We start from the raw sequence: 26,703 nt of genomic DNA, 5'->3' as shown, positions 1-26,703 counted from the left end.
ATGTTACAGATAGCAGACAAACAATTTTCTTCGCGCCTGTTTACCGGCACCGGCAAATTTGCCACGCCCGCGCTGATGCTTGAGGCGATTCGCGCTTCCGGCTCGCAGCTGGTGACAATGGCGATGAAACGCCTCAATTTACGCGGCGGCGATGATGGCATTCTTGCGCCGCTACAGGCGCTGGGCGTCCAGCTGCTGCCGAACACATCCGGGGCAAAAACCGCTGAAGAAGCGATCTTTGCCGCCCGGCTGGCGCGTGAAGCGCTGGGCACCCACTGGCTGAAACTGGAAATCCATCCCGACGCGCGCTATCTGTTGCCGGATGCGGTGGAAACGTTAAAGGCGGCCCAGCAGCTGGTGAAAGAAGGTTTCATCGTACTTCCCTATTGCAGCGCCGATCCGGTGTTATGCAAAAGATTAGAAGAGGCGGGCTGCGCTGCCGTGATGCCTTTAGGCGCGCCGATCGGTAGCAACCAGGGGTTAAAAACCCGCGATCTGCTGGCGATTATTATTGAACAGGCGAAAGTGCCAGTGGTGATTGATGCCGGTATCGGCGCGCCAAGTCACGCCAGCGAAGCGCTGGAAATGGGCGCGGACGCGGTGCTGGTGAATACGGCGATTGCTGTTGCGCGCCAGCCGGTTGAAATGGCGCGCGCATTTCGCCTGGCCGTGGAAGCCGGACGCATCGCCTGGCACAGCGGCCTTGGAGCCAGTCAACCGCAGGCCGTTCCATCCAGCCCGCTCACCGCTTTTCTCAGCCAGCCGGAGCGTGCCTGATGAAAGATTTTATCGATCGCTGGCGGCAGCTCGACTGGGATGATATTCATCTGCGCATCCACAGCAAAACCGCCGTCGACGTGATGCAGGCGCTTAACGCCGCACGCCCGGATCGTGAAGATCTTATGGCTTTGCTCTCTCCGGCGGCGGCGCCCTTCCTTGAGCCGATGGCGCAGAAAGCCCAACGCCTGACGCGGCAGCGTTTCGGCAATACGGTCAGTTTTTACGTGCCGCTTTACCTGTCAAACCTGTGTGCCAACGACTGTACCTACTGCGGCTTTTCAATGAGCAATCGCATTAAGCGCAAAACGCTTGATGCCGCGGAGATCGAGCGTGAGTGCCAGGCGATCCGCGCGATGGGTTTTGATCATCTGCTACTGGTGACCGGCGAGCATCAAACAAAAGTAGGGATAGATTACTTCCACCAGCATCTGCCGCAGATCCGACGCCAGTTTAGTTCGCTGATGATGGAGGTACAGCCGCTGTCGACAGCGGAATATGCCGCGTTAAAGCATATCGGGCTGGACGGCGTACTGGTTTATCAGGAAACCTATCACCCGAGGATTTATCAGCAGCACCATCTGAAAGGCAATAAGCAGGATTTTTTCTTTCGGCTGGAGACGCCGGATCGATTAGGGCATGCCGGGATCGATAAGATCGGCCTTGGCGCGCTGATTGGCCTTTCTGATAGCTGGCGAACCGACTGTTATATGCTGGCGGAGCATCTGTTGTGGCTGCAGCAGACCTGGTGGCAAAGCCGCTATTCTGTCTCTTTCCCGCGTTTGCGCCCCTGTGCGGGTGGAATTGAACCCGCATCGTTCATGAGCGAAGCCCAGCTGGTGCAGACGATTTGCGCTTTCCGTCTGTTTGCGCCGGAGGTTGAACTCTCGCTTTCCACGCGGGAATCGCCTGCATTTCGCGATCGCGTAGTCCCGCTGGCGATTAATAGCATCAGCGCCTTTTCCAAAACGCAGCCCGGTGGCTATGCCGATAACGATCCGCAGCTGGAGCAATTTTCACCAGACGATCATCGCACGCCGCAGGAAGTGGCGGCAGCGCTCACGCGCGCTGGTTTACAGCCGGTATGGAAAGACTGGGATAGCTGGCTGGGACGCATGCCGCAATAAAAGGTAACGGGCACAGCGTTGCAAATCTTCTCTGGAAGCCGTTATCCAGCGTTGAAGCGCCGCGCTTTGCTTTCATTACATCAGGATCTACCGTTACGACGTCAGGCAATCATTGCCTGACCAGGGTCAGTCTCCATTCACTCTGCTGACCCTGCCCTTCCAGAGCTGATGATTAAGGAGGGTTATTCAGGCTGGCAAGCATGCTATTAATTTTATTGAAAATAATTAACTCTATTACGTTTCTGATAGCCTTCACTGGCAGAAGGAATTTACTATTTAAAAAAATAGAACACAGACATGATAATAATAATTAAAGCCAAAAATAATATGTTGCCGGAAAAATCCGCTAAGGCAGTCAAATAACCTTTATTGCTGTGATTTAATTTTAAAGTGGCATCCTTTTCATTTTCAGCTGTTATTTCAACATGATACTTCCTGAATCCTTTTTCTTTCATTTGCTTAATAACAGAGCGCGTAACGTTTTCTTTTAAAATGGCCTTTGATTTGTTATGACTGATAAAAATGACATAGTTATTCATTTAGCCTTCCTTTATCTGGATTAGATTACTGTGATGACTCTTTTATTACCTGCATAACGTTTCACAGCTGGAGGCGCTTTCAACAGACGATGCTCGTCATTCACAGAATGTGACGACGGTAATCATAAGAGAAGGAAGATTTATCATGACGACGTCAGGCAATAATGTTCTGACCAGGGTCAACGTTCTGTTCAAATTGCTGGCCCTGCCCTTCTGAAACTGATAGCTGAGCGCTTATCGGCTGTTCTCACTCTCTGCGTAGCCCGGCGTTGCCCATACCGAAGGCCAGTCTCCGGGCTCACCGCCGTCACAGCCAGGCTGACTGTTATAGCTCATCAGATGAAAGGCCTGGCCGTCATAACGCCAGGTTGCGCTTGCGCCACAGTCGGCGATGCCGCGTCCACGTGCGGCCTGAAACAGTTGCCCGCTGCGCGGATCGTAACTGGCCTCGGTAAACCAGCTTATGCTATCAGGCTTGCCTTCTGCGTCACGCAGCGGTAGCGGCAGCACCAGCTGCTGTGCCTTTTCAGGCACAGCACGCAGCGTGATAAACAACAAACTGGAAGATTGATAAGCGCCCATGCCGCAGTTAACCATCACCAACGCATGCTGTGCATCCAACGGCTGTGCCTCGCTGCGGGCGATATCCTCTTCAGCAGGTTCACATTCTTCCTGTTGCAGTACCGCCTGCTGGCTGGCAATCACCTGTTTCAGCAGTGTCTGAGCATTATCCAGCGGCACAACCGGCGGCACGGGCGGCAACGACGGTGCAGCAGAGGCGCGCGGCGGTACGCTGTCAGGCCGTTCATCGCCGGTTTTAAGCAGCGCCGTTTGATTATTCAGCCGCCCCTGGCGATCATCCACAAACAGCAGCGCCGCATTCAGGCCGCTTAACGATCCGCTGATCTCATTATCCGATGTCAGAGAAACGGTCATGGCATTTTTAGCCGCCGCCACCAGCGCCTGAATATCGCTTAAGTTGTCGCTGTGCGCACTGGCATAGTCATTGTTTTCATCAGCATCGGATAAGGTTATGGGGTGATCCCAGCGTTTACCGTCCAGCCAGACGCCCTCCGCTTTTGCGGCATCAAAGCTCATAATATCCAGTGCGGCTGTGCCTGCTGGCCCCGCCTGATGACGAATAACGATGCGCATATTTTCATCCACGTTACGGATATCGCAGTCGTTAAGGTTGTTACAGGTGACCTGCCACTGTTTGAAAAAACGCTGTACCGGCTCTGCTGCTGGTCCATCTGCCGCTATTGCAGCGTTCAGCCAGCCGGACAGTGCCAACAACAATAGGGTTTTACCCAATAAGGCCATATGTACGCTTCCTCTGTGTAGCGCTAAAAACAGGATTTCTTCTCAATACCCGGCGGCAAATGTCATTCATGCACTTTAGTTTGGCAAAGCCATAATATCCGGGCCAAACAACACAACAACTTTACAGGAACTACTTCACATTTTGACAACATGAATGCTTGTGTGCCGATAACCATTGGCTGTGACGTTATTTTTTAACCATATGTAATTATTAGCCTTTTTATTAACCTTAACAAGAGCAATGCATAACAAGCATCAATCGATGCGCTTTTTGCACTTATCCCGTCTTGCTGGCTGATTCATTCTTCAGCAACAGGCGCAGTAATAAGCGCCAACAATAAACTGGAGATAACCATGCAAACCGCTTCACCTCATGCTCTTACCACCCGCGAACGATTTGGCGCTATTTTTCGTGTTACCTCAGGCAATTTTCTCGAACAGTTTGATTTTTTCCTGTTCGGCTTTTATGCCACCTATATTGCCCACACTTTTTTTCCTGCCAGCAGCGAGTTCGCTTCTTTAATGATGACCTTCGCCGTCTTCGGCGCTGGCTTTCTGATGCGCCCTGTTGGAGCCATCGTGCTGGGCGCTTACATTGATAAAGTGGGAAGGCGTAAAGGGCTGATTGTTACGCTGTCGATTATGGCCGCCGGGACGTTTCTGATCGTGCTTATTCCTTCCTGGCAGAGCATCGGTTTCTGGGCCCCGCTTCTGGTGCTTATTGGCCGCTTGTTACAGGGGTTTTCTGCCGGTGCGGAACTGGGCGGCGTCTCCGTCTATCTGGCAGAGATAGCCACGCCGGGGCGTAAAGGCTTCTATACCAGTTGGCAATCGGGCAGTCAGCAAATTGCGATTATGGTTGCTGCCGGGATGGGATTCGCCCTTAACGCCATGCTTGAGGAAACGGCAATCCGTGAATGGGGCTGGCGTCTTCCTTTTCTTTTCGGCTGCCTGATTGTTCCGTTTATTTTTATCCTGCGCCGCAAACTGGAAGAAACGCAGGAGTTTAAAGCCCGGCGCAGCCATCCTGATATAAGCCAGGTTCTTAAGACGCTGATAAATAACTGGCCGGTGGTGCTGGCTGGCATGTTAATGGTTGCCATGACAACCACGGCTTTTTACCTTATCACCGTTTATGCGCCTACTTTCGGTAAAAAGGTTCTGATGCTCAGCGCATCGGACAGCCTGCTTGTCACTTTACTGGTTGCTGTCTCGAATTTTTTCTGGCTGCCCATAGGGGGCGCACTATCCGATCGATTTGGTCGTAAGCCTGTTTTAGTCACTATGGCGACGCTGGCTCTGACCACGTCTTACCCCGCACTGCACATGCTGGCCAGCGCCCCCGGATTTTCTATGATGCTGGGCGTGTTGCTATGGCTATCATTTATTTATGGCCTTTATAACGGCGCGATGATCCCGGCGTTAACGGAAATTATGCCTGGCGAAGTCAGAGTCGCCGGATTTTCTTTGGCATACAGCCTGGCTACCGCGCTCTTCGGCGGCTTTACGCCCATCATGTCCACCGGGTTGATTGAGCTGACGGGAGATAAAGCATCACCCGGTTACTGGATGAGTTTTGCCGCTATCTGCGCCTTACTGGCAACGCTGTTCCTTTATCGCCGCAGCGCCGTGCACTTTCAGCACGCCAGCAAATCATTGAGCTAAGGAGAGTTTTAATGAAGCTTCAGGTGATATGCATCCTTGTTTTTTCACTGGTCTGCAGCGCCGCCGTTCAGGCAAAAGAACTAACCGTGATGATATCAGGGGGATTTATGGCGGCGTGGAAAACGCTGGCTCCGCGATTTGAAGCGCAGCAAGGCTATAAAATTCACACTATTTCTGGCCCTTCGATGGGCAATACGCCTCAGGCGATCCCTTCCCGCCTGGCACGTGGCGAAAAGGCGGATGTGGTTATTATGGTGGGTGAGGCGCTGGAAGGCCTTGAGACGCAGGGTTGGATTCAGGCCGGTTCCCGTGTGGAACTAGCCGATTCAGTTATCGGGGCGGTAATCAAAAAAGGCGCAACGGCTGTCAGCATCAAAAACGCGGATGAATTACGTCGCGCATTGCTGAATGCGACTTCCATTGCCTATTCAGACAGCGCAAGCGGCAGATATATCAGCAGCCAGTTATTCAGCAGGCTCGGCATTGAGCGACAGGTTAAACACAAAGCCTATAAAGTTGAGCGCATACCGGTAGCGTCTTTGGTAGCAGAGGGGAAATATTCCATTGGTTTTCAACAGGTGAGCGAGCTTTTACCGGTTAAGGGCGTGGCGTTTATTGGGGAATTGCCTGACAACATGCAATATGTCACCCGCTTCGCCGGTGCGGTAGTGAGTCAATCTGTACACGGCGATGCATCACGCCAGTTACTGGCTTACCTTGCTTCACCGGGTGTGCAACAGGCGGTGCAGGCGACCGGGCTGCATTCGGTGGCGAACCAGCACGCTAATAAACCGAGCGATATTGCTCAATGATGGTGTTTTCAAGCTCTGCCGCTATATGAGAGAGCGTTCTGCCGCTTTTTCTCAGCAGGCCAACGGTGCGTTTCACCACCGGATCGGTTAAAGGCACCCGTGTCAGGGCGCTATGACCTGATGCAGGCATTGACATAGCAGGGACGGCAGCAATGCCGAGCCCTGCTTCAACCATGCCCAGCATGGTCGTCACGTGCCGGGTCTCACAAATACTGGGGGTAGCGGGGATGATATGTTTCAGCGCCCGATCGAGTAAGTTTCTGTTGCCTGAAGTTTTATCCAGTCCTACCCAGGCGTGCTGATAGAAATCACGCCAGCTGATCGATTTTTTACCGGCAATAACGTGCTCATGTCGACACGCCGCCACGTAGACATCTTCAAGCAGGGGCAAAAATTCAATATCCGGCAGCGAACGACCAGAGAAGCTGATACCAAAATCCGCCTGTCCGCCGATCACCGCGTCATAAACATTACCTGCACTGCTGTCGATAAGTTTAACCCGCACGCGAGGATAGCGGGTCTGAAAGCGGCTAATAACATTCGGCATAAAGTAATAGGCCGCAGACGGTACACAGGCTACGGTAATCAGACCGGTGCGTGCCAGACTGACTTCGCTTAAGTCCGTCATGATATTTTCTAACTCTGCAAGCAACTGCACCGATCTTTCGGCAAAAGCCTGACCTTTAAGCGTAAGGGCCACGCGGCGGGTAGTTCTTTCGAACAGTTTGATACCCAACGCATTTTCCAGCTTATCTATTCTGCGGCTCAGGGCCGGTTGTGAAAGGCAGATTGATTCAGCGGCAATACGGAAGTTCCCATACTCAATAAGTGCCCGAAACGCATATAAATCGCTGAGGTCAAAATTAACAGGCATATTTTTGGCATCCTTGAAAAGTTCAGTAGGTTCAAACGTCCTTGTCGTTGATGCTACATCAGAGAATGATTTATCTTTTTATGGCCGGGTCTGTTTTCCAACCGGGATCACAGGATCACACCTTTTTATAATTTCTCAACTCTTTGATAAGCCGCTACAGCCTGCTTAACTCGCTATCACACCCTTATTTACCTGTTTTCCAGGAGTTATTAACGCTTTCGTTAATTTTTTTCAGCGAAAGTGCAGATAAAGTGAGCAAAGGGAAAATATGAACAGGGAGAGTAAATGGCTAACCGTGATAGCGTTTTGGATGGGAAAGAAGCGCCAGGAGTGGATAGAGGTATGGTTTATTCGGAAATCCTGGGCTGAATTATTTTCCTTTTCTCAAGCTGATCAGTAAAACTGAGGCGTTAGCGCGTTGGGATCATTATGGCCCGCCGGGAAACTATAAAAACAAACTGTTTAAACCTCTGCTTTTCCCCGACCCGCAAAAGAATACGCGTGCCGTACCGCACTATGGTCAGTTGCCCAACTTTATGATGTCGGTTGAACCTTTTACCGATTTTGCCTCAGGACTTGCGCAGATAGTGACCGACAATGGCACTCAGATAAACGCATTTACCGGACCAAGAGTGTTTAATGTTAAAAAAACTCTATAGAGTAGCGACCATTATTACCGGGCTGATGGTGCTGCTGGTATTGGTTGCCGGCTATTTTATTGTGCCGGTCTGGTGGACTTCCGATGCCCAATATACCGAGCAGGACTGGCTGGAATATCATCTGCTGACTTCTGATGAAATAAAGTGTACGCCGCGCATTACTAAAAATTATGTTATTGAATACCATCTGCGAGATGGCTCTTCGCCTTATATTAGAGCGATAAAATTTACCGGTACCACAGAGACCACGCGGCTGGAGCATTACCTGCTGGCATTAGGTTATCGTCCGGCTGTTAACCCTATTCATGGCAAAATGTGGGCTTCGCCAGACGGTGAGACAACAGCTTATCTTGATCAGTATGCTGAAGAAGTGACCCTATCATTCCTGGATGTCCCTGTTATGCATGGTGATATTATTCTTTCTGAATAAAGATCCTTTATTTACAGTGGGTAAAACAGTATCAGGTAGATTTATAGATCGAAAACCATAAAAAAACCCTGCCGAGGCAGGGTTTTTATTTATGGCGCTACGTCTGACGATTACTCGTCGTCGTTACCACCGAGGCCAGCGTTCAGCAGCTCGGCCAGACTGGCCGTTGCTTCTTCTGCGCTAACCTGAGGCGCTACGGTCGGCTCGCCAGACTGACGGCGACGCATACGATCCTGGTGGTAAGCATAACCGGTACCAGCCGGGATCAGACGACCCACGATAACGTTCTCTTTCAGGCCGCGCAGTTCATCACGCTTGCCTGCTACTGCGGCTTCGGTCAGGACACGCGTAGTTTCCTGGAACGATGCTGCAGAGATGAACGATTCGGTTGCCAGTGACGCTTTGGTAATACCCAATAGATCGCGAGCGTAAGTTGCGCCCACTTTGCCGTTGGTTTCCAAATCGCGGTTGGCAATCTTCACGCGTGAGTATTCTACCTGCTCGCCTTCCAGGAACTCGGAGCTGCCTGCGTTGGCGATGGTAGCTTTACGCAGCATCTGACGCACGATAACTTCGATGTGCTTATCGTTAATCTTAACGCCCTGCAGACGGTATACATCCTGCACTTCGTTAACGATATAACGCGTCACAGCCTGAACGCCACGCAGACGCAGAATGTCATGCGGAGATTCTGGACCATCGGAGATGACGTCACCACGTTCTACGCGCTCACCTTCAAATACGTTGAGCTGACGCCATTTCGGGATCATCTCTTCGTACGGATCGCTGCCGTCGATCGGCGTGATCACCAGACGACGCTTGCCTTTGGTCTCTTTACCGAAGGAAACGATACCGCTGATTTCAGCCAGGATCGCAGGTTCTTTCGGACGACGCGCTTCAAACAGGTCAGCAACGCGCGGCAGACCACCGGTAATATCCTTGGTACCGCCAGATTCCTGCGGCACACGCGCCAGCGTATCACCAGAGCTGATTTTTACGCCATCTTCCAGCTGAACAATCGCTTTACCTGGCAGGAAGTACTGTGCCGGCATATCGGTGCCCGGGATCAGTACGTCGTTGCCGTTAGCATCAACGATTTTCAGCGCCGGACGCAGATCTTTACCACCCGCGGTACGTTCTGCGGTATCCAGCACCACCAGCGAAGAGAGACCGGTCAGTTCGTCAGTTTGACGCGTAATGGTCTGGCCGTCGATCATGTCGGTGAAACGGATGAAACCGCTCACTTCGGTGATAACCGGCATGGTGTGTGGATCCCAGTTCGCTACCGTTTCACCGGCGTTGACCTGCTCACCGTCACCTTTCGCCATGCTCGCGCCATAAGGCACTTTATAGCTTTCTTTGGTGCGCCCGAATTCGTCGATCATTTTCAGTTCAACGTTACGGGAAGTAATCACCAGCTTGCCAGCGGAGTTGGTTACCGACTTGGCGTTGGTCAGCTTGATGGTACCTTTGTTCTTAACCTGGATGCTGGATTCAGCAGCCGCACGCGATGCCGCACCACCGATGTGGAAGGTACGCATCGTCAGCTGGGTACCCGGCTCACCGATTGACTGTGCCGCGATAACGCCGATAGCTTCACCATTGTTAATGATGTGGCCACGCGCCAGGTCACGACCGTAACAGTGTGCACACACACCGAAGTCGGTTTCACAGGCAACAACAGAGCGAACTTTCACGCTGTCGACAGAGTTCAGTTCCAGGACGTCACACCAGTGCTCATCCAGCAGGGTGTTACGCGATACCAGAATGTCGGCGGTGCCCGGCTTCAATACGTCTTCTGCCGTTACACGACCGAGAACGCGCTCACGCAGCGGCTCTTTAACGTCGCCACCTTCGATAACCGGCGTCATCATGATGCCTTCATGCGTACCACAGTCATCTTCGGTCACCACCAGATCCTGCGCCACGTCAACCAGACGACGGGTCAGATAACCGGAGTTTGCCGTTTTCAGTGCGGTATCCGCCAGACCTTTACGCGCACCGTGCGTGGAGATGAAGTACTGGAGTACGTTCAGACCTTCACGGAAGTTCGCGGTGATCGGCGTTTCGATGATGGAGCCATCCGGCTTCGCCATCAGACCACGCATACCAGCAAGCTGACGAATCTGCGCAGCAGAACCACGCGCACCCGAGTCAGCCATCATAAAGATGCTGTTAAAGGAAACCTGTTTTTCCTCTTCGCCGTCACGGTTGATAACCGTTTCGGTAGAGAGGTTTTCCATCATCGCCTTAGCAACACGTTCGTTGGCTGCGGCCCAGATATCGATAACCTTGTTATAGCGTTCGCCAGCGGTTACCAGACCAGACTGGAACTGCTCCTGAATCTCAGCCACTTCCGCTTCCGCTTCGGTGATGATTTCCACTTTCTTCGCTGGAATAACCATATCATCGATACCAACGGAAGCGCCTGAACGGGCTGCGTAGGCAAAACCGGTGTACATGGTCTGGTCAGCAAAGATAACGGTCGGCTTCAGGCCCAGAATGCGGTAACAGGTGTTCAGCATTTTGGAGATCGCCTTTTTACCCAGCGCCTGGTTGACGATGGAGAAAGGCAGACCCTGCGGCACGATCATCCACAGAATCGCACGACCGATAGTGGTATCGATCAGGCTGGTCTTGGAGATGAATTCGCCCTGCTCATCTTTTTCGTATTCAGTGATACGCACTTTAACGCGCGCATGCAGCTCGGCCAGGCCAGCGCGATAAACACGCTCAGCTTCTTTCGGGCCGGTCAGCACCATGCCTTCGCCTTTGGCATTCACTTTGTCGCGGGTCATGTAGTACAGACCCAGTACAACGTCCTGAGACGGAACGATGATAGGCTCGCCGTTCGCCGGAGACAGAATGTTGTTGGTCGACATCATCAGCGCACGCGCTTCCAGCTGGGCTTCCAGCGTCAGCGGTACGTGAACAGCCATCTGGTCACCATCGAAGTCGGCGTTATAAGCCGCACATACCAGCGGGTGCAGCTGGATAGCTTTACCTTCGATCAGAACCGGTTCAAAGGCCTGAATACCCAGACGGTGCAGCGTCGGCGCACGGTTCAGCAGAACCGGGTGCTCACGGATCACTTCATCCAGGATATCCCAAACCACGGCTTCTTCACGCTCAACCATCTTCTTGGCGGCTTTGATGGTGGTAGCAAGACCACGCAGCTCCAGCTTGCCGTAGATAAACGGTTTGAACAGTTCCAGCGCCATTTTCTTCGGCAGGCCGCACTGATGCAGACGCAGGTAAGGACCTACGGTAATAACGGAACGACCAGAGTAGTCGACACGTTTACCCAGCAGGTTCTGACGGAAACGACCCTGCTTACCTTTGATCATGTCAGCCAGCGATTTCAGCGGACGCTTGTTGGAGCCAGTAATGGCGCGACCACGACGGCCGTTATCCAGCAGCGCATCTACCGCTTCCTGCAGCATACGTTTTTCGTTACGTACGATGATGTCCGGCGCAGCCAGATCCAGCAGACGTTTCAGACGGTTGTTACGGTTAATGACGCGACGATAGAGATCGTTCAGGTCAGAGGTCGCAAAACGACCGCCGTCCAGCGGAACCAGCGGACGCAGGTCCGGCGGCAGTACCGGCAGCACGGTCAGGATCATCCACTCCGGCTTGTTGCCAGACTGTACGAACGCTTCCAGCAGCTTGATACGCTTGGTCAGCTTTTTACGTTTGGTCTCGGAGTTGGTTTCGTTCAGCTCTTCACGCAGCTGCTCGCATTCCTGCTCCAGATCCATATTTTTCAGCAATGCCTGGATCGCTTCCGCGCCCATTTTCGCATCGAATTCGTCGCCAAACTCTTCCAGCGCATCCAGATACTGCTCTTCAGTCAGGATCTGACGCTTTTCAAGGTTGGTCATGCCGCCTTCAACCACGACATAAGATTCGAAGTACAGCACGCGTTCGATATCGCGCAGCGGCATATCCAGCAGCAGACCGATACGGGACGGCAGAGACTTCAGGAACCAAATGTGCGCAGTCGGCGAAGCCAGCTCGATGTGGCCCATACGCTCACGGCGTACTTTAGTCTGGGTCACTTCAACGCCGCACTTCTCACAGATAACACCGCGGTGTTTCAGGCGCTTGTACTTACCGCACAGGCATTCATAGTCTTTTACCGGCCCGAAGATACGGGCGCAGAACAGACCATCGCGCTCTGGCTTGAAGGTACGGTAGTTAATGGTTTCCGGCTTTTTCACTTCACCAAAAGACCAGGAACGGATCATGTCTGGCGAGGCCAGAGCAATTTTGATCGCATCAAACTCTTCGGTTTTAGTTTGCGCTTTCAGAAACTTAAGTAAGTCTTTCACGGATTAGCTCCCGTCGGAGTGAGACTTCTCAAGAAAGCCCGGGCAAGCCCGGACTCTCTTGTAACCAGTACGACTGCGAGTGCTACCTTGCGGTAATTACTCGTCTTCCAGCTCGATGTTGATGCCCAGCGAGCGGATCTCTTTCAACAGTACGTTGAAAGATTCCGGCATGCCCGGTTCCATCTGATGGTTGCCGTCCACGATGTTTTTGTACATCTTGGTACGGCCGTTAACGTCATCAGACTTAACGGTAAGCATTTCCTGCAGCGTGTAGGCCGCGCCGTATGCTTCCAGCGCCCACACTTCCATCTCACCGAAGCGCTGACCACCGAACTGCGCCTTACCACCCAGCGGCTGCTGAGTAACCAGGCTGTAAGAGCCGGTAGAACGTGCGTGCATCTTGTCATCAACCAAGTGGTTGAGTTTCAGCATGTACATGTAGCCAACGGTAACCGGACGTTCGAACTGCTCGCCAGTACGACCATCAAACAGGGTGATCTGACCAGAAGTCGGCAGATCGCCAAGCTGCAGCAGCTCTTTGATTTCGCTTTCTTTTGCGCCATCAAACACCGGCGTTGCAATCGGCATACCTTTTTTCAGGTTTTCAGCCAGACGCAGCACTTCATCGTCAGAGAAGGTGTTCAGATCAACACGCTGACGTACGTCGGCGCCCAGATCGTAAGCACGCTGGATAAACTCACGCAGTTTGGCTACTTCTTCCTGCTTCTTCAGCATGGCGTTGATCTTCTCGCCGATGCCTTTCGCAGCCATACCCAGGTGGGTTTCCAGAATCTGACCGATGTTCATACGTGACGGTACGCCCAGCGGGTTCAGTACGATATCGACCGGCGTACCGTTCGCATCGTGCGGCATATCTTCGATCGGGTTGATCTTAGAGATAACACCTTTGTTCCCGTGACGACCTGCCATTTTGTCACCCGGCTGGATCTGACGTTTAACGGCCAGATACACTTTAACGATTTTCAGCACGCCCGGTGCCAGGTCATCGCCCTGAGTGATTTTGCGGCGCTTCGCTTCAAGTTTCTTCTCAAACTCGTGCTTCAGCTCATCGTACTGCTCAGCCAGCTGCTCCAGCTGATTCTGTTTCTGCTCGTCGGTCAGGCCCAGCTCCAGCCAACGCTCGCGCGGCAGCTTGTCCAGTTTTTCCGCCTCTACGCCGCCAGAAACCAGCACGGAGTGGATACGGGCAAACAGGCCAGCTTCGAGGATCTGCAATTCTTCAGTCAGGTCTTTCTTCGCCTGCTTCAGCTGCATCTCTTCGATTTCCAGCGCGCGCTTGTCTTTTTCCACGCCATCGCGGGTAAAGACCTGCACGTCGATAACGGTACCTGAAACGCCGTTTGGCACACGCAGAGAAGAATCTTTAACGTCAGACGCTTTCTCACCGAAGATCGCACGCAGCAGTTTCTCTTCTGGCGTCAGCTGGGTTTCACCTTTCGGCGTTACCTTACCAACCAGAATGTCGCCGCCGGTCACTTCCGCGCCGATATAAACGATACCGGATTCATCCAGTTTGGAGAGCGCAGCTTCACCCACGTTCGGGATATCAGCGGTGATCTCTTCTGGCCCCAGCTTGGTGTCACGTGACACGCAGGCCAGTTCCTGGATGTGAATCGTGGTAAAGCGATCTTCCTGTACTACGCGCTCGGAGACCAAAATGGAGTCTTCGAAGTTGTAGCCGTTCCACGGCATGAACGCGACGCGCATGTTCTGACCCAGCGCCAGTTCACCCAGATCGGTGGACGGACCATCAGCCAGCACATCGCCGCGCTCAACCGGCTCACCCAGAGAAACACACGGCATCTGGTTGATGCAGGTGTTCTGGTTAGAACGGGTATATTTAGTCAGGTTATAGATGTCGATGCCGGCTTCGCCCGGGTACATCTCTTCTTCGTTAACTTTGATAACGATACGAGAAGCATCTACATACTGTACGGTACCACCACGTTTCGCGACGGCAGTTACACCGGAGTCAACCGCTACCGCACGTTCCATACCGGTACCAACCAGCGGCTTATCAGCACGCAGAGTTGGAACCGCCTGACGTTGCATGTTCGCACCCATCAGGGCGCGGTTAGCATCATCGTGTTCCAGGAACGGAATCAGGGACGCACCGACAGAAACCACCTGCTGGGTGGAAACGTCCATGTAGTCAACCTGATCGCGGCTGAACAGGCTCGATTCGCCTTTGCTACGGCAGGTCACCAGATCGTCTACGAAGTGACCTTCGTCGTCGAGGTTGGTGTTCGCCTGCGCGATAACGTAGTTACCCTCTTCAATCGCAGAGAGGTAATGAATTTCGTCGGTGACCACGCCATCGATAACGCGACGGTACGGCGTTTCAAGGAAGCCGTATTCGTTTGTCTGCGCATAAACCGACAGGGAGTTGATCAGACCGATGTTCGGACCTTCCGGCGTTTCGATTGGACATACGCGACCGTAGTGAGTCGGGTGTACGTCTCGCACTTCGAAGCCTGCGCGCTCACGCGTCAAGCCGCCCGGGCCGAGCGCAGAGATACGACGCTTATGCGTAATCTCAGACAGCGGGTTGTTCTGGTCCATAAACTGAGACAGCTGGCTGGAACCAAAGAACTCTTTCACCGCCGCGGAGATCGGCTTAGCGTTGATCATATCTTGCGGCATCAGGGTATCGAGATCGCCCAGAGACAGACGCTCTTTCACCGCACGCTCAACGCGCACCAGACCGACACGGAACTGGTTTTCCGCCATTTCGCCTACGGAACGGATACGACGGTTGCCGAGGTGGTCGATATCGTCCACTTCGCCTTTACCGTTACGGATGCCGATAAGCTTTCTCATCACTTCAATGATGTCGTCTTTGCTCAGGATACCGGAGCCTTCGATTTCATCACGCAGCAGAGAACGGTTGAACTTCATGCGGCCAACCGCAGAAAGATCGTAACGGTCTTCTGAGAAGAACAGGTTCTCGAACAGGTTTTCCGCAGCTTCACGCGTCGGCGGCTCGCCAGGACGCATCATGCGATAGATCTCAACCAGCGCGCTCAGGCGATCGTTGGTTGGGTCAACACGCAGCGTCTCGGAGATGTATGCGCCGTGGTCAAGGTCGTTGGTAAACAGCGTTTCGATACGCTTATGGCCCGACTGGCTCAGTTTAGCCAGCAGATCCAGCGACAGCTCCATGTTAGCGGATACGATCAGCTCACCGGTGCTTTCGTCAACGTAGTCTTTAGCAACCACTTTGCCTGCGATATATTCCACCGGCACTTCGATATGCTGAATACCATCTTTTTCCAGCTGACGAATGTGACGCGCGGTAATACGACGGCCTTTCTCAACGTAGACCGTGCCGTTCGATTCGATATCGAAAGAGGCCGTTTCGCCACGCAGACGCTCAGGCACCAGTTCCATCTGCAGCTTGTTGTCACGGATTTCAAACACCACTTTTTCGAAGAACAGATCGAGAATCTGCTCAGTGGTGAAGCTCAGTGCGCGCAGAATGATACTGGCCGGCAGCTTACGACGACGGTCAATACGGACGAACAGGTTGTCTTTCGGGTCAAACTCAAAGTCAAGCCATGAACCGCGGTAAGGGATGATACGTGCGTTATACAGCACTTTACCCGAAGAGTGGGTTTTACCCTTATCGCTGTCAAAGAATACGCCAGGACTACGATGCAGCTGAGAAACGATAACCCTTTCAGTACCGTTGATGACAAAGGTACCGTTTTCGGTCATGAGCGGAATTTCGCCCATGTAAACTTCTTGTTCTTTGATGTCCTTAACGGTGCCTTCCGGCGCTTCGCGCTCGTAGATCACCAGGCGCAGTTTAACGCGCAGCGGAGCAGAATATGTCACGCCACGGATCTGACACTCTTTAACATCAAATACTGGTTCGCCTAAGCGGTAGCTGACGTACTGCAGCTCAGAGTTGCCGCTATAGCTCTGAATTGGGAATACGGAACGGAATGCAGCTTCCAGTCCATATTGGCCTTCCGGATCTTGCTCGATAAACTTCTGAAACGAGTCAAGCTGGATAGAAAGGAGATAGGGAATGTCCAGAACCTGTGGACGTTTGCCAAAATCCTTACGAATGCGTTTTTTCTCGGTATAGGAGTAAACCATAGGGTTCCTCAGCTAGCTGACAAGTCGACCCACTCTGTCCGTCCTGAAGGACAGTTCATGCAACACTATTTTGTTTCCCGAAAAGTGCGAGACACTTTCCGCAATACATCTTTCTATCACTCTTAAATCATTTCATTGCTGTTGCATGGGCAGGGAACCCTGCAGGGAAGCAGTATATTAAGGCGTCGATAGAAAAAGATATTGAAGACGCTCAATGGACAAACAGTGCGAAACCCCATTGAGGGCCTGTAGCGCAAAAAGGCTGGTGACCAAAAAGTCACCAGCCATCAGCCTGACAAGTCAGGCTGCAACCTGGAGGGTTGGCTTATTTAACTTCAACTTCAGCGCCAGCTTCTTCCAGGGCTTTCTTCAGAGCTTCAGCGTCGTCTTTGCTGATGCCTTCTTTCAGCGCAGCCGGTGCAGACTCAACCAGATCTTTCGCTTCTTTCAGGCCCAGGCCAGTTGCGCCACGTACTGCTTTGATCACAGCAACTTTGTTAGCGCCAATAGCTTTCAGGACTACGTCGAACTCAGTTTTTTCTTCAGCAGCTTCAGCCGGGCCAGCAGCAACAGCTACAGCGGCAGCAGCAGAAACACCGAATTTTTCTTCCATAGCGGAAACCAGTTCAACCACTTCCATTACGGACATAGCGGCTACTGCTTCCAGAATTTGATCTTTAGTGATAGACATGACAATTGTTCCTAAGAATCAGAAAATAGTGTGTACGTAAAAGTGCGTAGTAAAAGAAGGCCTTAAGCGGCTTCTTTTGCATCGCGTACGGCAGCCAGAGTGCGGACCAGTTTGCCTGCAGCGGCTTCTTTCATGGTCGACATCAGACGTGCCAGTGCTTCTTCGTAGGTCGGCAGCGTTGCCAGACGGTCAATTTGTGCCGCCGGGATCAGCTCACCTTCAAAGGCTGCAGCTTTGACCTCAAATTTTGCATTCGCTTTCGCGAACTCTTTGAACAGACGAGCAGCAGCGCCCGGGTGTTCCATAGAGTATGCAATCAGGGTCGGACCAACAAACGTGTCTTTCAGGCACTCAAACTGAGTACCTTCAACGACGCGGCGCAGCAGGGTGTTACGAACAACACGCATGTAAACGCCAGCTTCACGACCTGCTTTACGCAGTTCAGTCATTTTATCTACGGTTACGCCACGGGAATCCGCAACTACCGCAGACAGCGCGCCTTTGGCTACTTCGCTGACTTCAGCAACAATCGCTTGTTTGTCTTGAAGATTTAATGCCATTAGCTTTTGCTCCTGGATTTTAGCCGGGGGAAAAATTCCACCGGAACTCACTTCACCTGGCGACCGAAAGGAAGCCAGGCGCTAAAACACGGTGAGCAGAATCCAGAAAATAAAAAATATTCTTCAGGCTCTGTCACCGTCTACGCAGGACGATTAAGTTTCTTTCGAAACACCTGCGGTCTTGGACGGAGGCCTGGATAAGGCCAGGCTCCAACCGAAAATCTGTTGCCTTGTTTTATTCCTCAGCGACTTTACCGCCACTAAAGAACAACATTCCGGCAAGCGTTCTGTTTAACAGAACAACGGGCGTAAGATTCTAGTAGAAACTTTCGCCCGCGTAAAGCGATTATTAATTCGCCACTGCAGTCAGACCAGCCTGGTCGATGGCAACGCCAGCGCCCATGGTGGTAGACAGGCTAACTTTCTTGATGTACACGCCTTTCGCCTGAGACGGTTTTGCTTTTTTCAGCGCAACCAGCAGAGACTCCAGGTTTTCTTTCAGTTTGTCAGCGTCGAAATCAACCTTACCGATAGTGGTATGGATGATGCCGTTTTTATCATTGCGGTAGCGAACCTGGCCGGCTTTAGCATTTTTAACTGCTTCAGCAACGTTCGGCGTAACCGTACCCACTTTCGGGTTCGGCATCAGGCCGCGCGGGCCCAGAACCTGGCCCAGCTGGCCAACAACGCGCATTGCATCCGGAGATGCGATAACAACGTCAAAGTTCATTTCGCCTTTTTTGATCTGATCTGCCAGATCTTCCATACCTACCAGCTCTGCGCCAGCTGCTTTAGCAGCTTCAGCGTTCGCGCCTTGCGCAAATACCGCAACGCGTACAGAGCGACCGGTACCGTGCGGCAGTACAGTTGCGCCACGCACGTTCTGGTCAGATTTACGAGCGTCGATGCCGAGGTTTACAGCAACGTCAACGCTTTCAACGAATTTAGCGGTAGCCAGTTCTTTCAGCAGAGCAACAGCTTCGTTGATGTCATACTGTTTGGTAGAATCAACTTTGTCACGGATCACGCGCATGCGCTTGGTCAGCTTAGCCATTTCTTAGTCCTCCACTACCAGGCCCATGGAACGAGCGGTACCTTCGATAGAGCGAGTCATCGCTTCTACGTCAGAACCAGTCATGTCCGCAGCTTTGGTTTCTGCGATTTCACGTACCTGAGCACGGGTTACTTTACCTACTTTGTCTTTGTTCGGCTTGCCGGAACCAGACTTGATACCCGCCGCTTTCTTCAGCAGTACAGCTGCCGGAGGCGTTTTGGTAACGAAGGTGAAAGAACGGTCAGAATAAACGGTAATAACAACCGGAATCGGCAGACCTTTTTCCATGCTTTCTGTTTTGGCGTTAAACGCTTTACAGAATTCCATGATGTTAACGCCCTGCTGACCCAGAGCCGGACCTACTGGCGGACTCGGGTTAGCCATACCAGCTGCAACCTGCAGCTTAACGTAGGCTTGTACTTTCTTAGCCATGATATTTCCTCTTTTGGGTATAACGCCGGTTAAGGCTTCCCGTGATTAATCTTTCACGTGGCCTTGAGACCACATAAAAACAAAAGGCGCGAAATTGTAGGGCAATTTCGCGCCTTCTGCAACCCTTAATCGAAAACTTCGATCGGGTAATTTAGCCTTTTTCGACCTGGCCGAAATCGAGCTCTACCGGTGTGGCACGGCCGAAAATAGAGACAGACACCTTCAGGCGGCTCTTCTCGTAATCAACCTCTTCTACCACGCCGTTAAAGTCGGCAAACGGACCATCGTTAACGCGAACCATTTCACCCGGTTCAAACAGCGTTTTCGGACGAGGTTTGTCGCCGACCTGCTGCAGACGGTTCATGATTGCATCAACTTCTTTGTCGCTAATCGGTGCCGGGCGATCGGAAGTGCCGCCGATGAATCCCATAACGCGCGGAACGCTGCGCACCAGGTGCCAGCTCGCGTCATTCATAACCATTTGCACCAGGACGTAGCCGGGGAAGAATTTGCGCTCGCTTTTACGACGCTGGCCGCCACGGATTTCAACCACTTCTTCAGTGGGAACCATGACATCACCAAACAATTCTTCCATGTTGTGCAATTTGATATGCTCGCGCAGCGATTGTGCTACACGCGCTTCAAAACCGGAAAACGCCTGAACGACGTACCAGCGCTTTTTTGGAGCTTCAGACATCTCAGAACCTCAGGCCAGTGATAAACGATACCAGACGGACCAGAATACCATCCAGCCCCCACAAAATCAGTGACATCACGGCGGTAACCGCGGCAACGATTAACGTGGTATGCAGCGTTTCTTGACGCGTAGGCCAAATGACTTTGCGCACTTCGGTTCTGGCTTCACGAGCGAAAGCCAGCGTTGCTTTACCTTTCGTGGTCAACAAGGCGATGCCGCCTGCGACTGCGATAAGAACAACAACAGCCAATGCGCGCAGCGGTAAGGTCACTTCGCGATAATAGAAGTTACCTACGATTGCTGCGATCAGCAAAATGGCGACGACTACCCACTTTATGGCTTCCAGGCCGCGCCCGCTTCCTTGAGCTTCGGTATTAGCACTCATAAACCAACCTGCCACATAAATCAGAAACAATTTTGCCCCGCGCATGCGAGGCAGCCAAACCGAATGCAGCTGTTGAGGCATAACTCGGTCGATTACGCCGTGCTACAGAGCCTGTCTCAGCAATGATTATGAGCAAAAAATCACTGATGAGCCAGGTTCTATGTTACAGCGTATAAAAAGGGCATCAAATGATGCCCTCTTCTTGTACGTTGCGTCAAACGTTATCGGCGATTAGCCCAGAACTTTAGCAACAACGCCCGCGCCTACGGTACGGCCGCCTTCACGGATTGCGAAACGCAGACCGTCGTCCATCGCGATCGGGTGGATCAGGGTAACAACCATTTTGATGTTGTCGCCCGGCATTACCATCTCAACGCCTTCCGGCAGTTCGATGGTGCCAGTCACGTCAGTAGTACGGAAGTAGAACTGAGGACGGTAGCCTTTGAAGAACGGAGTGTGACGGCCGCCTTCGTCTTTGGACAGAATATAAACTTCTGATTCGAACTGGGTGTGCGGCTTGATGGAGCCCGGCTTAGCCAGAACCTGGCCACGCTCGATCTCTTCACGTTTGATACCACGCAGCAGAACACCAACGTTCTCACCAGCACGACCTTCGTCCAGCAGCTTGCGGAACATTTCAACGCCGGTACAGGTAGATTTCGCGGTAGCTTTGATACCAACGATTTCAACTTCTTCACCAACTTTAACGATGCCGCGCTCAACACGACCGGTAACAACGGTACCACGGCCAGAGATTGAGAATACGTCTTCGATCGGCAGCAGGAACGGCTTGTCAATCGCACGCTCAGGTTCCGGGATGTAAGAATCCAGGTGACCAGCCAGCTCAACGATTTTTGCTTCCCACTCAGCTTCGCCTTCCAGCGCTTTCAGCGCGGAACCGCGAACGATCGGGGTGTCGTCGCCCGGGAAATCGTACTGTGACAGCAGGTCACGGACTTCCATTTCAACCAGTTCCAGCAGCTCTTCGTCATCAACCATGTCACATTTGTTCAGGAACACGATGATGTAAGGAACGCCAACCTGGCGACCCAGCAGGATGTGCTCACGGGTCTGCGGCATCGGGCCGTCAGTCGCAGCAACAACCAGGATAGCGCCGTCCATCTGAGCAGCACCGGTGATCATGTTTTTCACATAGTCGGCGTGGCCCGGGCAGTCAACGTGCGCATAGTGACGAGACGGGGTGTCATATTCAACGTGAGAGGTGTTGATGGTGATACCACGCGCTTTTTCTTCCGGCGCGTTATCGATCTGATCGAATGCACGTGCTGAACCACCGTAGGTTTTTGCCAGAACGGTAGTGATAGCTGCAGTCAGGGTAGTTTTACCGTGGTCAACGTGGCCGATAGTACCGACGTTGACGTGCGGTTTTGAACGTTCAAATTTTTCTTTAGACATCGATTGTCCCTCTAAGACACGGTTAAATCGGTGATATCACCACATCAACCAGGCATCGCCTGTGCTGTTGAATTTTTTTGTACAGGAAGAATCAGGGAGGGAGATAAAGAAGTGGTGCTGATACCCAGAGTCGAACTGGGGACCTCACCCTTACCAAGGGTGCGCTCTACCAACTGAGCCATATCAGCACATCTGGAGCGGGCAGCGGGAATCGAACCCGCATCATCAGCTTGGAAGGCTGAGGTAATAGCCATTATACGATGCCCGCAACCTGGAACTCGGCTACCTGTTCTTTCTGTAGCAAATGAATAATAAGTTAAGGATGCTTATTATTCGAGCTTCGAGCCAACTTGCGTTGCTTGCTGACTCTGACTGTGCTTGAGCTCAGTCTGAATATGGTGGTGGGAGAAGGATTCGAACCTTCGAAGTCTGTGACGGCAGATTTACAGTCTGCTCCCTTTGGCCGCTCGGGAATCCCACCTGATACTTGATGGTGCCGGCTACCGGAATCGAACTGGTGACCTACTGATTACAAGTCAGTTGCTCTACCTACTGAGCTAAGCCGGCATCAAGTGAGGCGCATTCTAGGAAGACCCGCTGACGTATGCAACAAAAAAATTGCGATAAATGTTCTATCGGCTACTATTTGTGCAATTCTTCGCAAATTTGCGTTTTTTTGAAGAAAAAACAACCATTCCTGCTGATGCGGCACGCTGATAAAAGCGCGATTGGTGTTTCATTCACTATTTTGTGCGCCATGAATTTTTACCCGCCATAGTGCGATTCCAACTTTTTCTTACGCTTAGCCTCTGCCTGATGAAACAAGATATTAAAGACTGAAGCGCATAAAACTGTTTTATGTGATGCTGATCACACTTTATTTGCAGCTATTCAAAGCGGGACGGTACGCTCCATTAAATTATCTTTTGCCATATCACTGACATTTTATCTAACCCCGCCCCGCCCTCTTTCATTACGTATTACAAAAAATTGCGGGGATCCTTCCGATTGCCTGTGATGATGCATTTTTTTCCTTCTTTTTCTCCTGTTACTGGTGTTAACCTCCTGCGCATTGTTTTCTGAAATTACCTTCAGGGCACAGGAAGATAGTTATGCTTACCTGTCGTCATTTGGTAAATATCTGCTGGCAGAAGCATGCTTATGAGTAATAAAGAGGCCTCGTTTACTACCCCGTATCTGACATTCAGTCGCCATCAATGGGCTGCGTTGCGTGATTCTGTCCCGATGACGTTATCAGAGGATGAGATCGCTCGTTTGAAAGGGATTAATGAAGATCTTTCGCTGCAAGAAGTGGCAGAGATTTACCTGCCTCTGTCTCGCCTGCTGAATTTTTATATTAATTCTAATTTACGACGTCAGGCGGTACTGGAACAGTTTTTAGGGACAAGCGGGCAGAAAATCCCTTATATCATCAGCATTGCGGGCAGCGTCGCCGTAGGGAAAAGTACGACTGCGCGCGTTCTGCAGGCGTTATTAAGCCGCTGGCCTGAGCACCGCCGCGTTGAGCTTATCACCACCGATGGTTTTCTTCATCCGAACGCCGTATTAAAAGAGCGCGATCTGATGAAGAAAAAAGGCTTTCCACAATCCTACGATATGCATCGCCTGGTAAATTTTGTGGCCGACCTTAAATCAGGCGCTACCGAGGTAACTGCTCCGGTCTACTCTCACCTGATTTATGATGTTATCCCTGACGGGGATAAAACGGTACAACAGCCAGATATTTTGATTCTTGAAGGTCTGAACGTTCTGCAAAGCGGCATGGATTATCCTCACGATCCGCATCACGTATTTGTTTCTGATTTCGTGGATTTTTCTATTTACGTTGATGCGCCTGAGCAGCTGCTGGAAACCTGGTATATCAACCGATTCCTGAAGTTCCGCAAAGGGGCTTTTACCGATCCTGATTCCTATTTTCACCATTATGCTCAGCTCTCAGAAGGGGAAGCCGTTAATATTGCGACCCAACTCTGGAAAGAGATTAACTGGCGGAACCTGAAAGAGAATATTTTACCCACGCGGGAGCGTGCCAGCCTGATCCTGAGTAAAAGCGCTAATCATGCCGTTGAACAGGTACGGTTACGTAAGTAAGGCTGAATGGGGCTTCTGGAAAGCGTTTCGCCTTACCACAAGCCCCTTTATAAGGGGTAAGCTGTTAGCTCTGCGGCCGTAGGGATATTTCACCCCCTACCCAGGATTTCGTTACGCCATCTTGCTCAAGCAGTAATCCACCCTGTTGATCGATACCGCGAGCAATACCCAGCACTTCCCGATCGCCAATCAATAGCTTAACGGGTCTGTTGATAAAATTATCCAGCCGCTGCCAACGAGGCAGGAATGGCGTCAGCCCTTCTCGTTCAAAATCGCGCAGGCTATGGCGTAATTGATTCACCAACAGGCTGACCAGCTCGTTGCGGTTGATCGTGATACCGGCCTCTTGCAGGTTAATCCAGCCCTGGTTCACCACGTTAGCATCTGGCGTGCGCATTTTCAGGTTAATGCCTGCACCAAATACAATTTGCGCAGCGTCACCGGTTTTTCCGGTCATTTCCACCAGGATGCCAGCCAGTTTGCGATCGTTTAAATAAAGATCGTTTGGCCATTTTACTCTTACACCTTCTGCGCCCAGCTTTTGTAATACCTCGGCAATAACAATACCAATCACCAGGCTTAAACCCATGGCCGCGGCAGGTCCTTGCTCAAGACGCCAGTACATAGAGAGATAAAGGTTAGCGCCGAAAGGTGAGAACCACTGGCGGCCACGTCGTCCACGCCCCGCCTGTTGATATTCAGCAACGCAGGCATCACCCGTGGTTAACGATGACATACGTTCTAAAAGGTACTGATTAGTTGAATCTATAACGGGTATTACAGCCAGACCTTGTTGCTCAAGGTTCTGATTGATTTCCGCCTCATCCAACAACTGAACAGGAGCAGGCAGACAATACCCCTTCCCTGTCACGGTAAACACATCCAGTCCCCATTCTTTTAATGTCTGGATATGTTTGTTTATTGCGGCACGGCTCATCCCAAGCGTTTCGCCTATTTGCTCGCCTGAATGGAATTCGCCATCAGCTAAGATAGCAACCAGTTTTAATGGAACGCTATTATCTTTCATGAAATGACCTCAACGGCATTTTTCTCACCATCAGCGCCGATAAAACGCACTTCAGGCTCCAGCCAGACGTTAAATTTTTTGCCCACGCGCTGCCTGATCTCATGCGCTAACGCGACGACATCCGCTGCACTTGCCTCTTCCGCATTAATTAGCACCAAAGCCTGCTGTTGATGAACGGCTGCTCCGCCAAGGCGATAGCCTTTTAGCTGGCATTGGTCGATTAGCCAGCCTGCAGCCAGCTTAACGTCACCGTTGCTTTGTGGGTAGTGTGGCGCAGCCGGGAAAGTAGCCAGCAATGACGCGGCCTGTTCAGCCGTGATAACAGGATTTTTAAAGAAGCTGCCAGCATTACCTGTCAATGCGGGATCGGGCAACTTACTACGGCGCATATGGCAGACGGCATCAAAAATTTGTTGTGGTGTTACGGTGGCGGCATCCATCTTAGTCAGATCGCCATAGCTCATAACCGGTTGCCACTGTTTAGGTAAGCTGAAACCAACGCTGACAATCGCATAACCGTGTTGCAGGCGATGCTTGAAAATGCTGTCGCGATAGCCGAACTGGCATTCTGCTGCCGTCAGCCGTTTAATCTGGCCGCTTTCCAGCTCAAGGATTTCCACCCATTCACAAATGTCTTTTATCTCGACGCCATAAGCACCAATATTTTGGATAGGTGAAGATCCGACGCAGCCGGGAATTAAAGCCAGGTTTTCCAGTCCGGCAATATTTTGCTGTAGCGTATAGGTCACCAGACCATGCCAGTTTTCACCGGCGCCAACCTCTAAATGCCAGCAATCGATACTTTCTGTGATTGCGATTCCTTTAATGCGATTTACTACAATTACGCCACTAAAAGCTTCCAAAAACAGGACGTTACTACCCTCACCCAGTAACAAAAAGGGTAAGTTACGCTGGTGACATTCGCGCCATGCAGCGAGGATCTCTTGTGGTGTTTCTGCGTATACGATTTTTTCTGCACGCGTTTCAATCGCGAAGGTATGTAATTTTTTTAGTGAAAATGCAGGACTGGACATGAAACGGCCTTTTCAAATTAACTGCGCTCAGTTTACCCGATCGATAGAGCTCGAAGAAAACTTTATCCTGCCTGGCTGGGAAGCATAGCTAAAAAGTAAAAAGCAGGCAGGGAAACAGAACTCTGTGACATCACTGAATTAGTACAGACTGAACAGAGACGATTTTGGAATGGATTTTATAAAGGGAGGTATAAAGATAAATATTCTTACGAACGGAACAGTTTTGGCAGGTGAAGTTGAAAGGGCAAACAGGCAAACAGGTCAGAAATATGTCAGTTTCTTTTGAGCGCAGAGGCATAAAAGACAAAAAATCGCCGCTGCCGGTGAGCTGCGCGCGCAGGATGATCACAAAACATATGGTGTCTGCCGGACGCGCGGGTATAGGATGCCCAAAACGTTTGCTTTTCTGTCGGGCGCGGTCGCAGACCGGATAAAAAAACGTCGGTTTTGCCGGGCGCATGGGGATACTCTGCACAAAAAGCGCTGCTTTTCTGCAGAGCACAGACGCAGGCAGACTGAGGAGCCACCGTTTTTGCCGGACCGCAGACACGAAAAAGCCCCAGCTTTCGCTGAGGCTCCGTCGTTGTTTTGATGCCTGGCAGTTCCCTACTCTCGCATGGGGAGGCCCCA

General features: G+C 51.6%; 21 protein-coding genes and 4 tRNA genes. 6 read left to right on the top strand and 19 right to left on the bottom strand.

Annotated elements, in window-relative coordinates:
• Both J2X14_RS20710 and thiH read left to right on the top strand, forming a co-directional pair.
• On the top strand, positions 1-777 hold the full coding sequence (locus tag J2X14_RS20710; protein ID WP_352413027.1) for a thiazole synthase: 777 nt from the start codon (positions 1-3) through the stop codon (positions 775-777).
• On the top strand, positions 777-1,904 hold the full coding sequence (gene thiH / locus J2X14_RS20705; protein ID WP_352413026.1) for a 2-iminoacetate synthase ThiH: 1,128 nt from the start codon (positions 777-779) through the stop codon (positions 1,902-1,904). The genes J2X14_RS20710 and thiH overlap by 1 nt, the downstream gene beginning before the upstream one ends.
• Before the next feature lie 272 nt (positions 1,905-2,176).
• Here thiH and J2X14_RS20700 read toward each other — a convergent pair whose 3' ends face one another.
• Both J2X14_RS20700 and J2X14_RS20695 read right to left on the bottom strand, forming a co-directional pair.
• On the bottom strand, positions 2,177-2,443 hold the full coding sequence (locus tag J2X14_RS20700; RefSeq protein ID WP_352413025.1) for a hypothetical protein: 267 nt from the start codon (positions 2,441-2,443) through the stop codon (positions 2,177-2,179).
• A 234-nt stretch (positions 2,444-2,677) separates the two neighbouring features.
• Positions 2,678-3,766: a DUF1176 domain-containing protein gene (locus J2X14_RS20695; protein ID WP_352413024.1), complete on the bottom strand. Its 1,089-nt coding sequence runs from the start codon at positions 3,764-3,766 to the stop codon at positions 2,678-2,680.
• A gap of 354 nt (positions 3,767-4,120) precedes the next feature.
• On the opposite strand from J2X14_RS20695, the gene J2X14_RS20690 reads away from it, so the two are divergent.
• Both J2X14_RS20690 and J2X14_RS20685 read left to right on the top strand, forming a co-directional pair.
• On the top strand, positions 4,121-5,431 hold the full coding sequence (locus J2X14_RS20690; protein ID WP_352413023.1) for an MFS transporter: 1,311 nt from the start codon (positions 4,121-4,123) through the stop codon (positions 5,429-5,431).
• A gap of 11 nt (positions 5,432-5,442) precedes the next feature.
• Complete coding sequence (locus tag J2X14_RS20685; protein WP_352413022.1) at positions 5,443-6,243, top strand: substrate-binding domain-containing protein; 801 nt, start codon at positions 5,443-5,445, stop codon at positions 6,241-6,243.
• Here J2X14_RS20685 and psrA read toward each other — a convergent pair.
• Entirely contained in the window at positions 6,215-7,117 is a 903-nt protein-coding gene (gene psrA / locus J2X14_RS20680) for an L-proline-binding transcription factor PsrA (RefSeq protein WP_352413021.1), read from the bottom strand. The two genes, J2X14_RS20685 and psrA, sit on opposite strands and share 29 nt — an antisense overlap.
• 639 nt (positions 7,118-7,756) lie before the next feature.
• On the opposite strand from psrA, the gene J2X14_RS20675 reads away from it, so the two are divergent.
• Positions 7,757-8,206: a hypothetical protein gene (locus tag J2X14_RS20675; protein ID WP_352413020.1), complete on the top strand. Its 450-nt coding sequence runs from the start codon at positions 7,757-7,759 to the stop codon at positions 8,204-8,206.
• Positions 8,207-8,316: 110 nt separating this feature from the next.
• Here the strand turns inward: J2X14_RS20675 and rpoC are convergent, their stop codons facing one another.
• The 13 genes from rpoC to J2X14_RS20610 form a co-directional block, all read right to left on the bottom strand.
• Positions 8,317-12,540, bottom strand: coding sequence for a DNA-directed RNA polymerase subunit beta' (gene rpoC, locus J2X14_RS20670; protein WP_352413019.1), 4,224 nt, complete (start codon positions 12,538-12,540; stop codon positions 8,317-8,319).
• Positions 12,541-12,636: 96 nt separating this feature from the next.
• On the bottom strand, positions 12,637-16,665 hold the full coding sequence (gene rpoB / locus J2X14_RS20665; protein ID WP_352413018.1) for a DNA-directed RNA polymerase subunit beta: 4,029 nt from the start codon (positions 16,663-16,665) through the stop codon (positions 12,637-12,639).
• A 325-nt stretch (positions 16,666-16,990) separates the two neighbouring features.
• Positions 16,991-17,356 (bottom strand): 50S ribosomal protein L7/L12, encoded by a 366-nt coding sequence (rplL, locus tag J2X14_RS20660; protein ID WP_352413017.1) that lies wholly within the window; start codon positions 17,354-17,356, stop codon positions 16,991-16,993.
• Positions 17,357-17,418: 62 nt separating this feature from the next.
• Positions 17,419-17,916, bottom strand: a complete 498-nt coding sequence (rplJ, locus tag J2X14_RS20655) for a 50S ribosomal protein L10 (RefSeq protein ID WP_012772934.1) — start codon at positions 17,914-17,916, stop codon at positions 17,419-17,421.
• 349 nt (positions 17,917-18,265) lie between these two features.
• On the bottom strand, positions 18,266-18,970 hold the full coding sequence (gene rplA / locus J2X14_RS20650; RefSeq protein ID WP_352413016.1) for a 50S ribosomal protein L1: 705 nt from the start codon (positions 18,968-18,970) through the stop codon (positions 18,266-18,268).
• A gap of 3 nt (positions 18,971-18,973) precedes the next feature.
• Complete coding sequence (gene rplK, locus J2X14_RS20645; protein WP_352413015.1) at positions 18,974-19,402, bottom strand: 50S ribosomal protein L11; 429 nt, start codon at positions 19,400-19,402, stop codon at positions 18,974-18,976.
• 151 nt (positions 19,403-19,553) lie between these two features.
• The gene (gene nusG / locus J2X14_RS20640) at positions 19,554-20,099 is read right to left on the bottom strand and encodes a transcription termination/antitermination protein NusG (RefSeq protein WP_038629789.1); all 546 of its coding nucleotides are present in this window, start codon (positions 20,097-20,099) and stop codon (positions 19,554-19,556) included.
• Between the two features lies 1 nt (position 20,100).
• Positions 20,101-20,484, bottom strand: a complete 384-nt coding sequence (gene secE / locus J2X14_RS20635) for a preprotein translocase subunit SecE (protein WP_352413014.1) — start codon at positions 20,482-20,484, stop codon at positions 20,101-20,103.
• A 231-nt stretch (positions 20,485-20,715) separates the two neighbouring features.
• Entirely contained in the window at positions 20,716-21,900 is a 1,185-nt protein-coding gene (tuf, locus tag J2X14_RS20630; protein ID WP_352413013.1) for an elongation factor Tu, read from the bottom strand.
• Between the two features lie 112 nt (positions 21,901-22,012).
• Positions 22,013-22,088: transfer RNA gene (locus J2X14_RS20625), tRNA-Thr, on the bottom strand.
• Between the two features lie 5 nt (positions 22,089-22,093).
• A tRNA-Gly gene (locus J2X14_RS20620) sits at positions 22,094-22,168 on the bottom strand.
• Positions 22,169-22,296: 128 nt separating this feature from the next.
• Positions 22,297-22,381, bottom strand: a tRNA-Tyr gene (locus J2X14_RS20615).
• A 10-nt stretch (positions 22,382-22,391) separates the two neighbouring features.
• Positions 22,392-22,467: transfer RNA gene (locus J2X14_RS20610), tRNA-Thr, on the bottom strand.
• Between the two features lie 594 nt (positions 22,468-23,061).
• Between J2X14_RS20610 and coaA the strand changes: the two genes are divergently transcribed.
• Positions 23,062-24,012: a type I pantothenate kinase gene (coaA, locus tag J2X14_RS20605; RefSeq protein ID WP_352413012.1), complete on the top strand. Its 951-nt coding sequence runs from the start codon at positions 23,062-23,064 to the stop codon at positions 24,010-24,012.
• Between the two features lie 64 nt (positions 24,013-24,076).
• On the opposite strand, the gene birA is transcribed toward coaA, so the two are convergent.
• From birA to J2X14_RS20590, 3 genes are all read right to left on the bottom strand, one after another.
• Positions 24,077-25,039 (bottom strand): bifunctional biotin--[acetyl-CoA-carboxylase] ligase/biotin operon repressor BirA, encoded by a 963-nt coding sequence (birA, locus tag J2X14_RS20600; RefSeq protein ID WP_352413011.1) that lies wholly within the window; start codon positions 25,037-25,039, stop codon positions 24,077-24,079.
• Complete coding sequence (gene murB, locus J2X14_RS20595; protein WP_352413010.1) at positions 25,036-26,073, bottom strand: UDP-N-acetylmuramate dehydrogenase; 1,038 nt, start codon at positions 26,071-26,073, stop codon at positions 25,036-25,038. The genes birA and murB overlap by 4 nt, the downstream gene beginning before the upstream one ends.
• 130 nt (positions 26,074-26,203) lie before the next feature.
• Positions 26,204-26,703, bottom strand: a 500-nt coding sequence (locus J2X14_RS20590; RefSeq protein ID WP_352413009.1) for a hypothetical protein, incomplete at its 5' end; no start/stop codon positions are given.

Source organism: Mixta sp. BE291 (assembly GCF_031457955.1).
Classification (GTDB): domain Bacteria; phylum Pseudomonadota; class Gammaproteobacteria; order Enterobacterales; family Enterobacteriaceae; genus Mixta.
This window is presented reverse-complemented; position numbering and strand designations above follow the sequence as displayed.

Bases quoted from the DNA above. Each gene is read 5' to 3' on its own strand.
- J2X14_RS20710 (WP_352413027.1), top strand. From the start codon at position 1: ATGTTACAGATAGCAGACAAACAATTTTCTTCGCGCCTGTTTACCGGC.
- thiH (WP_352413026.1), top strand. From the start codon at position 777: ATGAAAGATTTTATCGATCGCTGGCGGCAGCTCGACTGGGATGATATT.
- J2X14_RS20700 (WP_352413025.1), bottom strand. From the start codon at position 2,443: ATGAATAACTATGTCATTTTTATCAGTCATAACAAATCAAAGGCCATT.
- J2X14_RS20695 (WP_352413024.1), bottom strand. From the start codon at position 3,766: ATGGCCTTATTGGGTAAAACCCTATTGTTGTTGGCACTGTCCGGCTGG.
- J2X14_RS20690 (WP_352413023.1), top strand. From the start codon at position 4,121: ATGCAAACCGCTTCACCTCATGCTCTTACCACCCGCGAACGATTTGGC.
- J2X14_RS20685 (WP_352413022.1), top strand. From the start codon at position 5,443: ATGAAGCTTCAGGTGATATGCATCCTTGTTTTTTCACTGGTCTGCAGC.
- psrA (WP_352413021.1), bottom strand. From the start codon at position 7,117: ATGCCTGTTAATTTTGACCTCAGCGATTTATATGCGTTTCGGGCACTT.
- J2X14_RS20675 (WP_352413020.1), top strand. From the start codon at position 7,757: ATGTTAAAAAAACTCTATAGAGTAGCGACCATTATTACCGGGCTGATG.
- rpoB (WP_352413018.1), bottom strand. From the start codon at position 16,665: ATGGTTTACTCCTATACCGAGAAAAAACGCATTCGTAAGGATTTTGGC.
- rplL (WP_352413017.1), bottom strand. From the start codon at position 17,356: ATGTCTATCACTAAAGATCAAATTCTGGAAGCAGTAGCCGCTATGTCC.
- rplJ (WP_012772934.1), bottom strand. From the start codon at position 17,916: ATGGCATTAAATCTTCAAGACAAACAAGCGATTGTTGCTGAAGTCAGC.
- rplA (WP_352413016.1), bottom strand. From the start codon at position 18,970: ATGGCTAAGCTGACCAAGCGCATGCGCGTGATCCGTGACAAAGTTGAT.
- rplK (WP_352413015.1), bottom strand. From the start codon at position 19,402: ATGGCTAAGAAAGTACAAGCCTACGTTAAGCTGCAGGTTGCAGCTGGT.
- nusG (WP_038629789.1), bottom strand. From the start codon at position 20,099: ATGTCTGAAGCTCCAAAAAAGCGCTGGTACGTCGTTCAGGCGTTTTCC.
- secE (WP_352413014.1), bottom strand. From the start codon at position 20,484: ATGAGTGCTAATACCGAAGCTCAAGGAAGCGGGCGCGGCCTGGAAGCC.
- tuf (WP_352413013.1), bottom strand. From the start codon at position 21,900: ATGTCTAAAGAAAAATTTGAACGTTCAAAACCGCACGTCAACGTCGGT.
- coaA (WP_352413012.1), top strand. From the start codon at position 23,062: ATGAGTAATAAAGAGGCCTCGTTTACTACCCCGTATCTGACATTCAGT.
- birA (WP_352413011.1), bottom strand. From the start codon at position 25,039: ATGAAAGATAATAGCGTTCCATTAAAACTGGTTGCTATCTTAGCTGAT.
- murB (WP_352413010.1), bottom strand. From the start codon at position 26,073: ATGTCCAGTCCTGCATTTTCACTAAAAAAATTACATACCTTCGCGATT.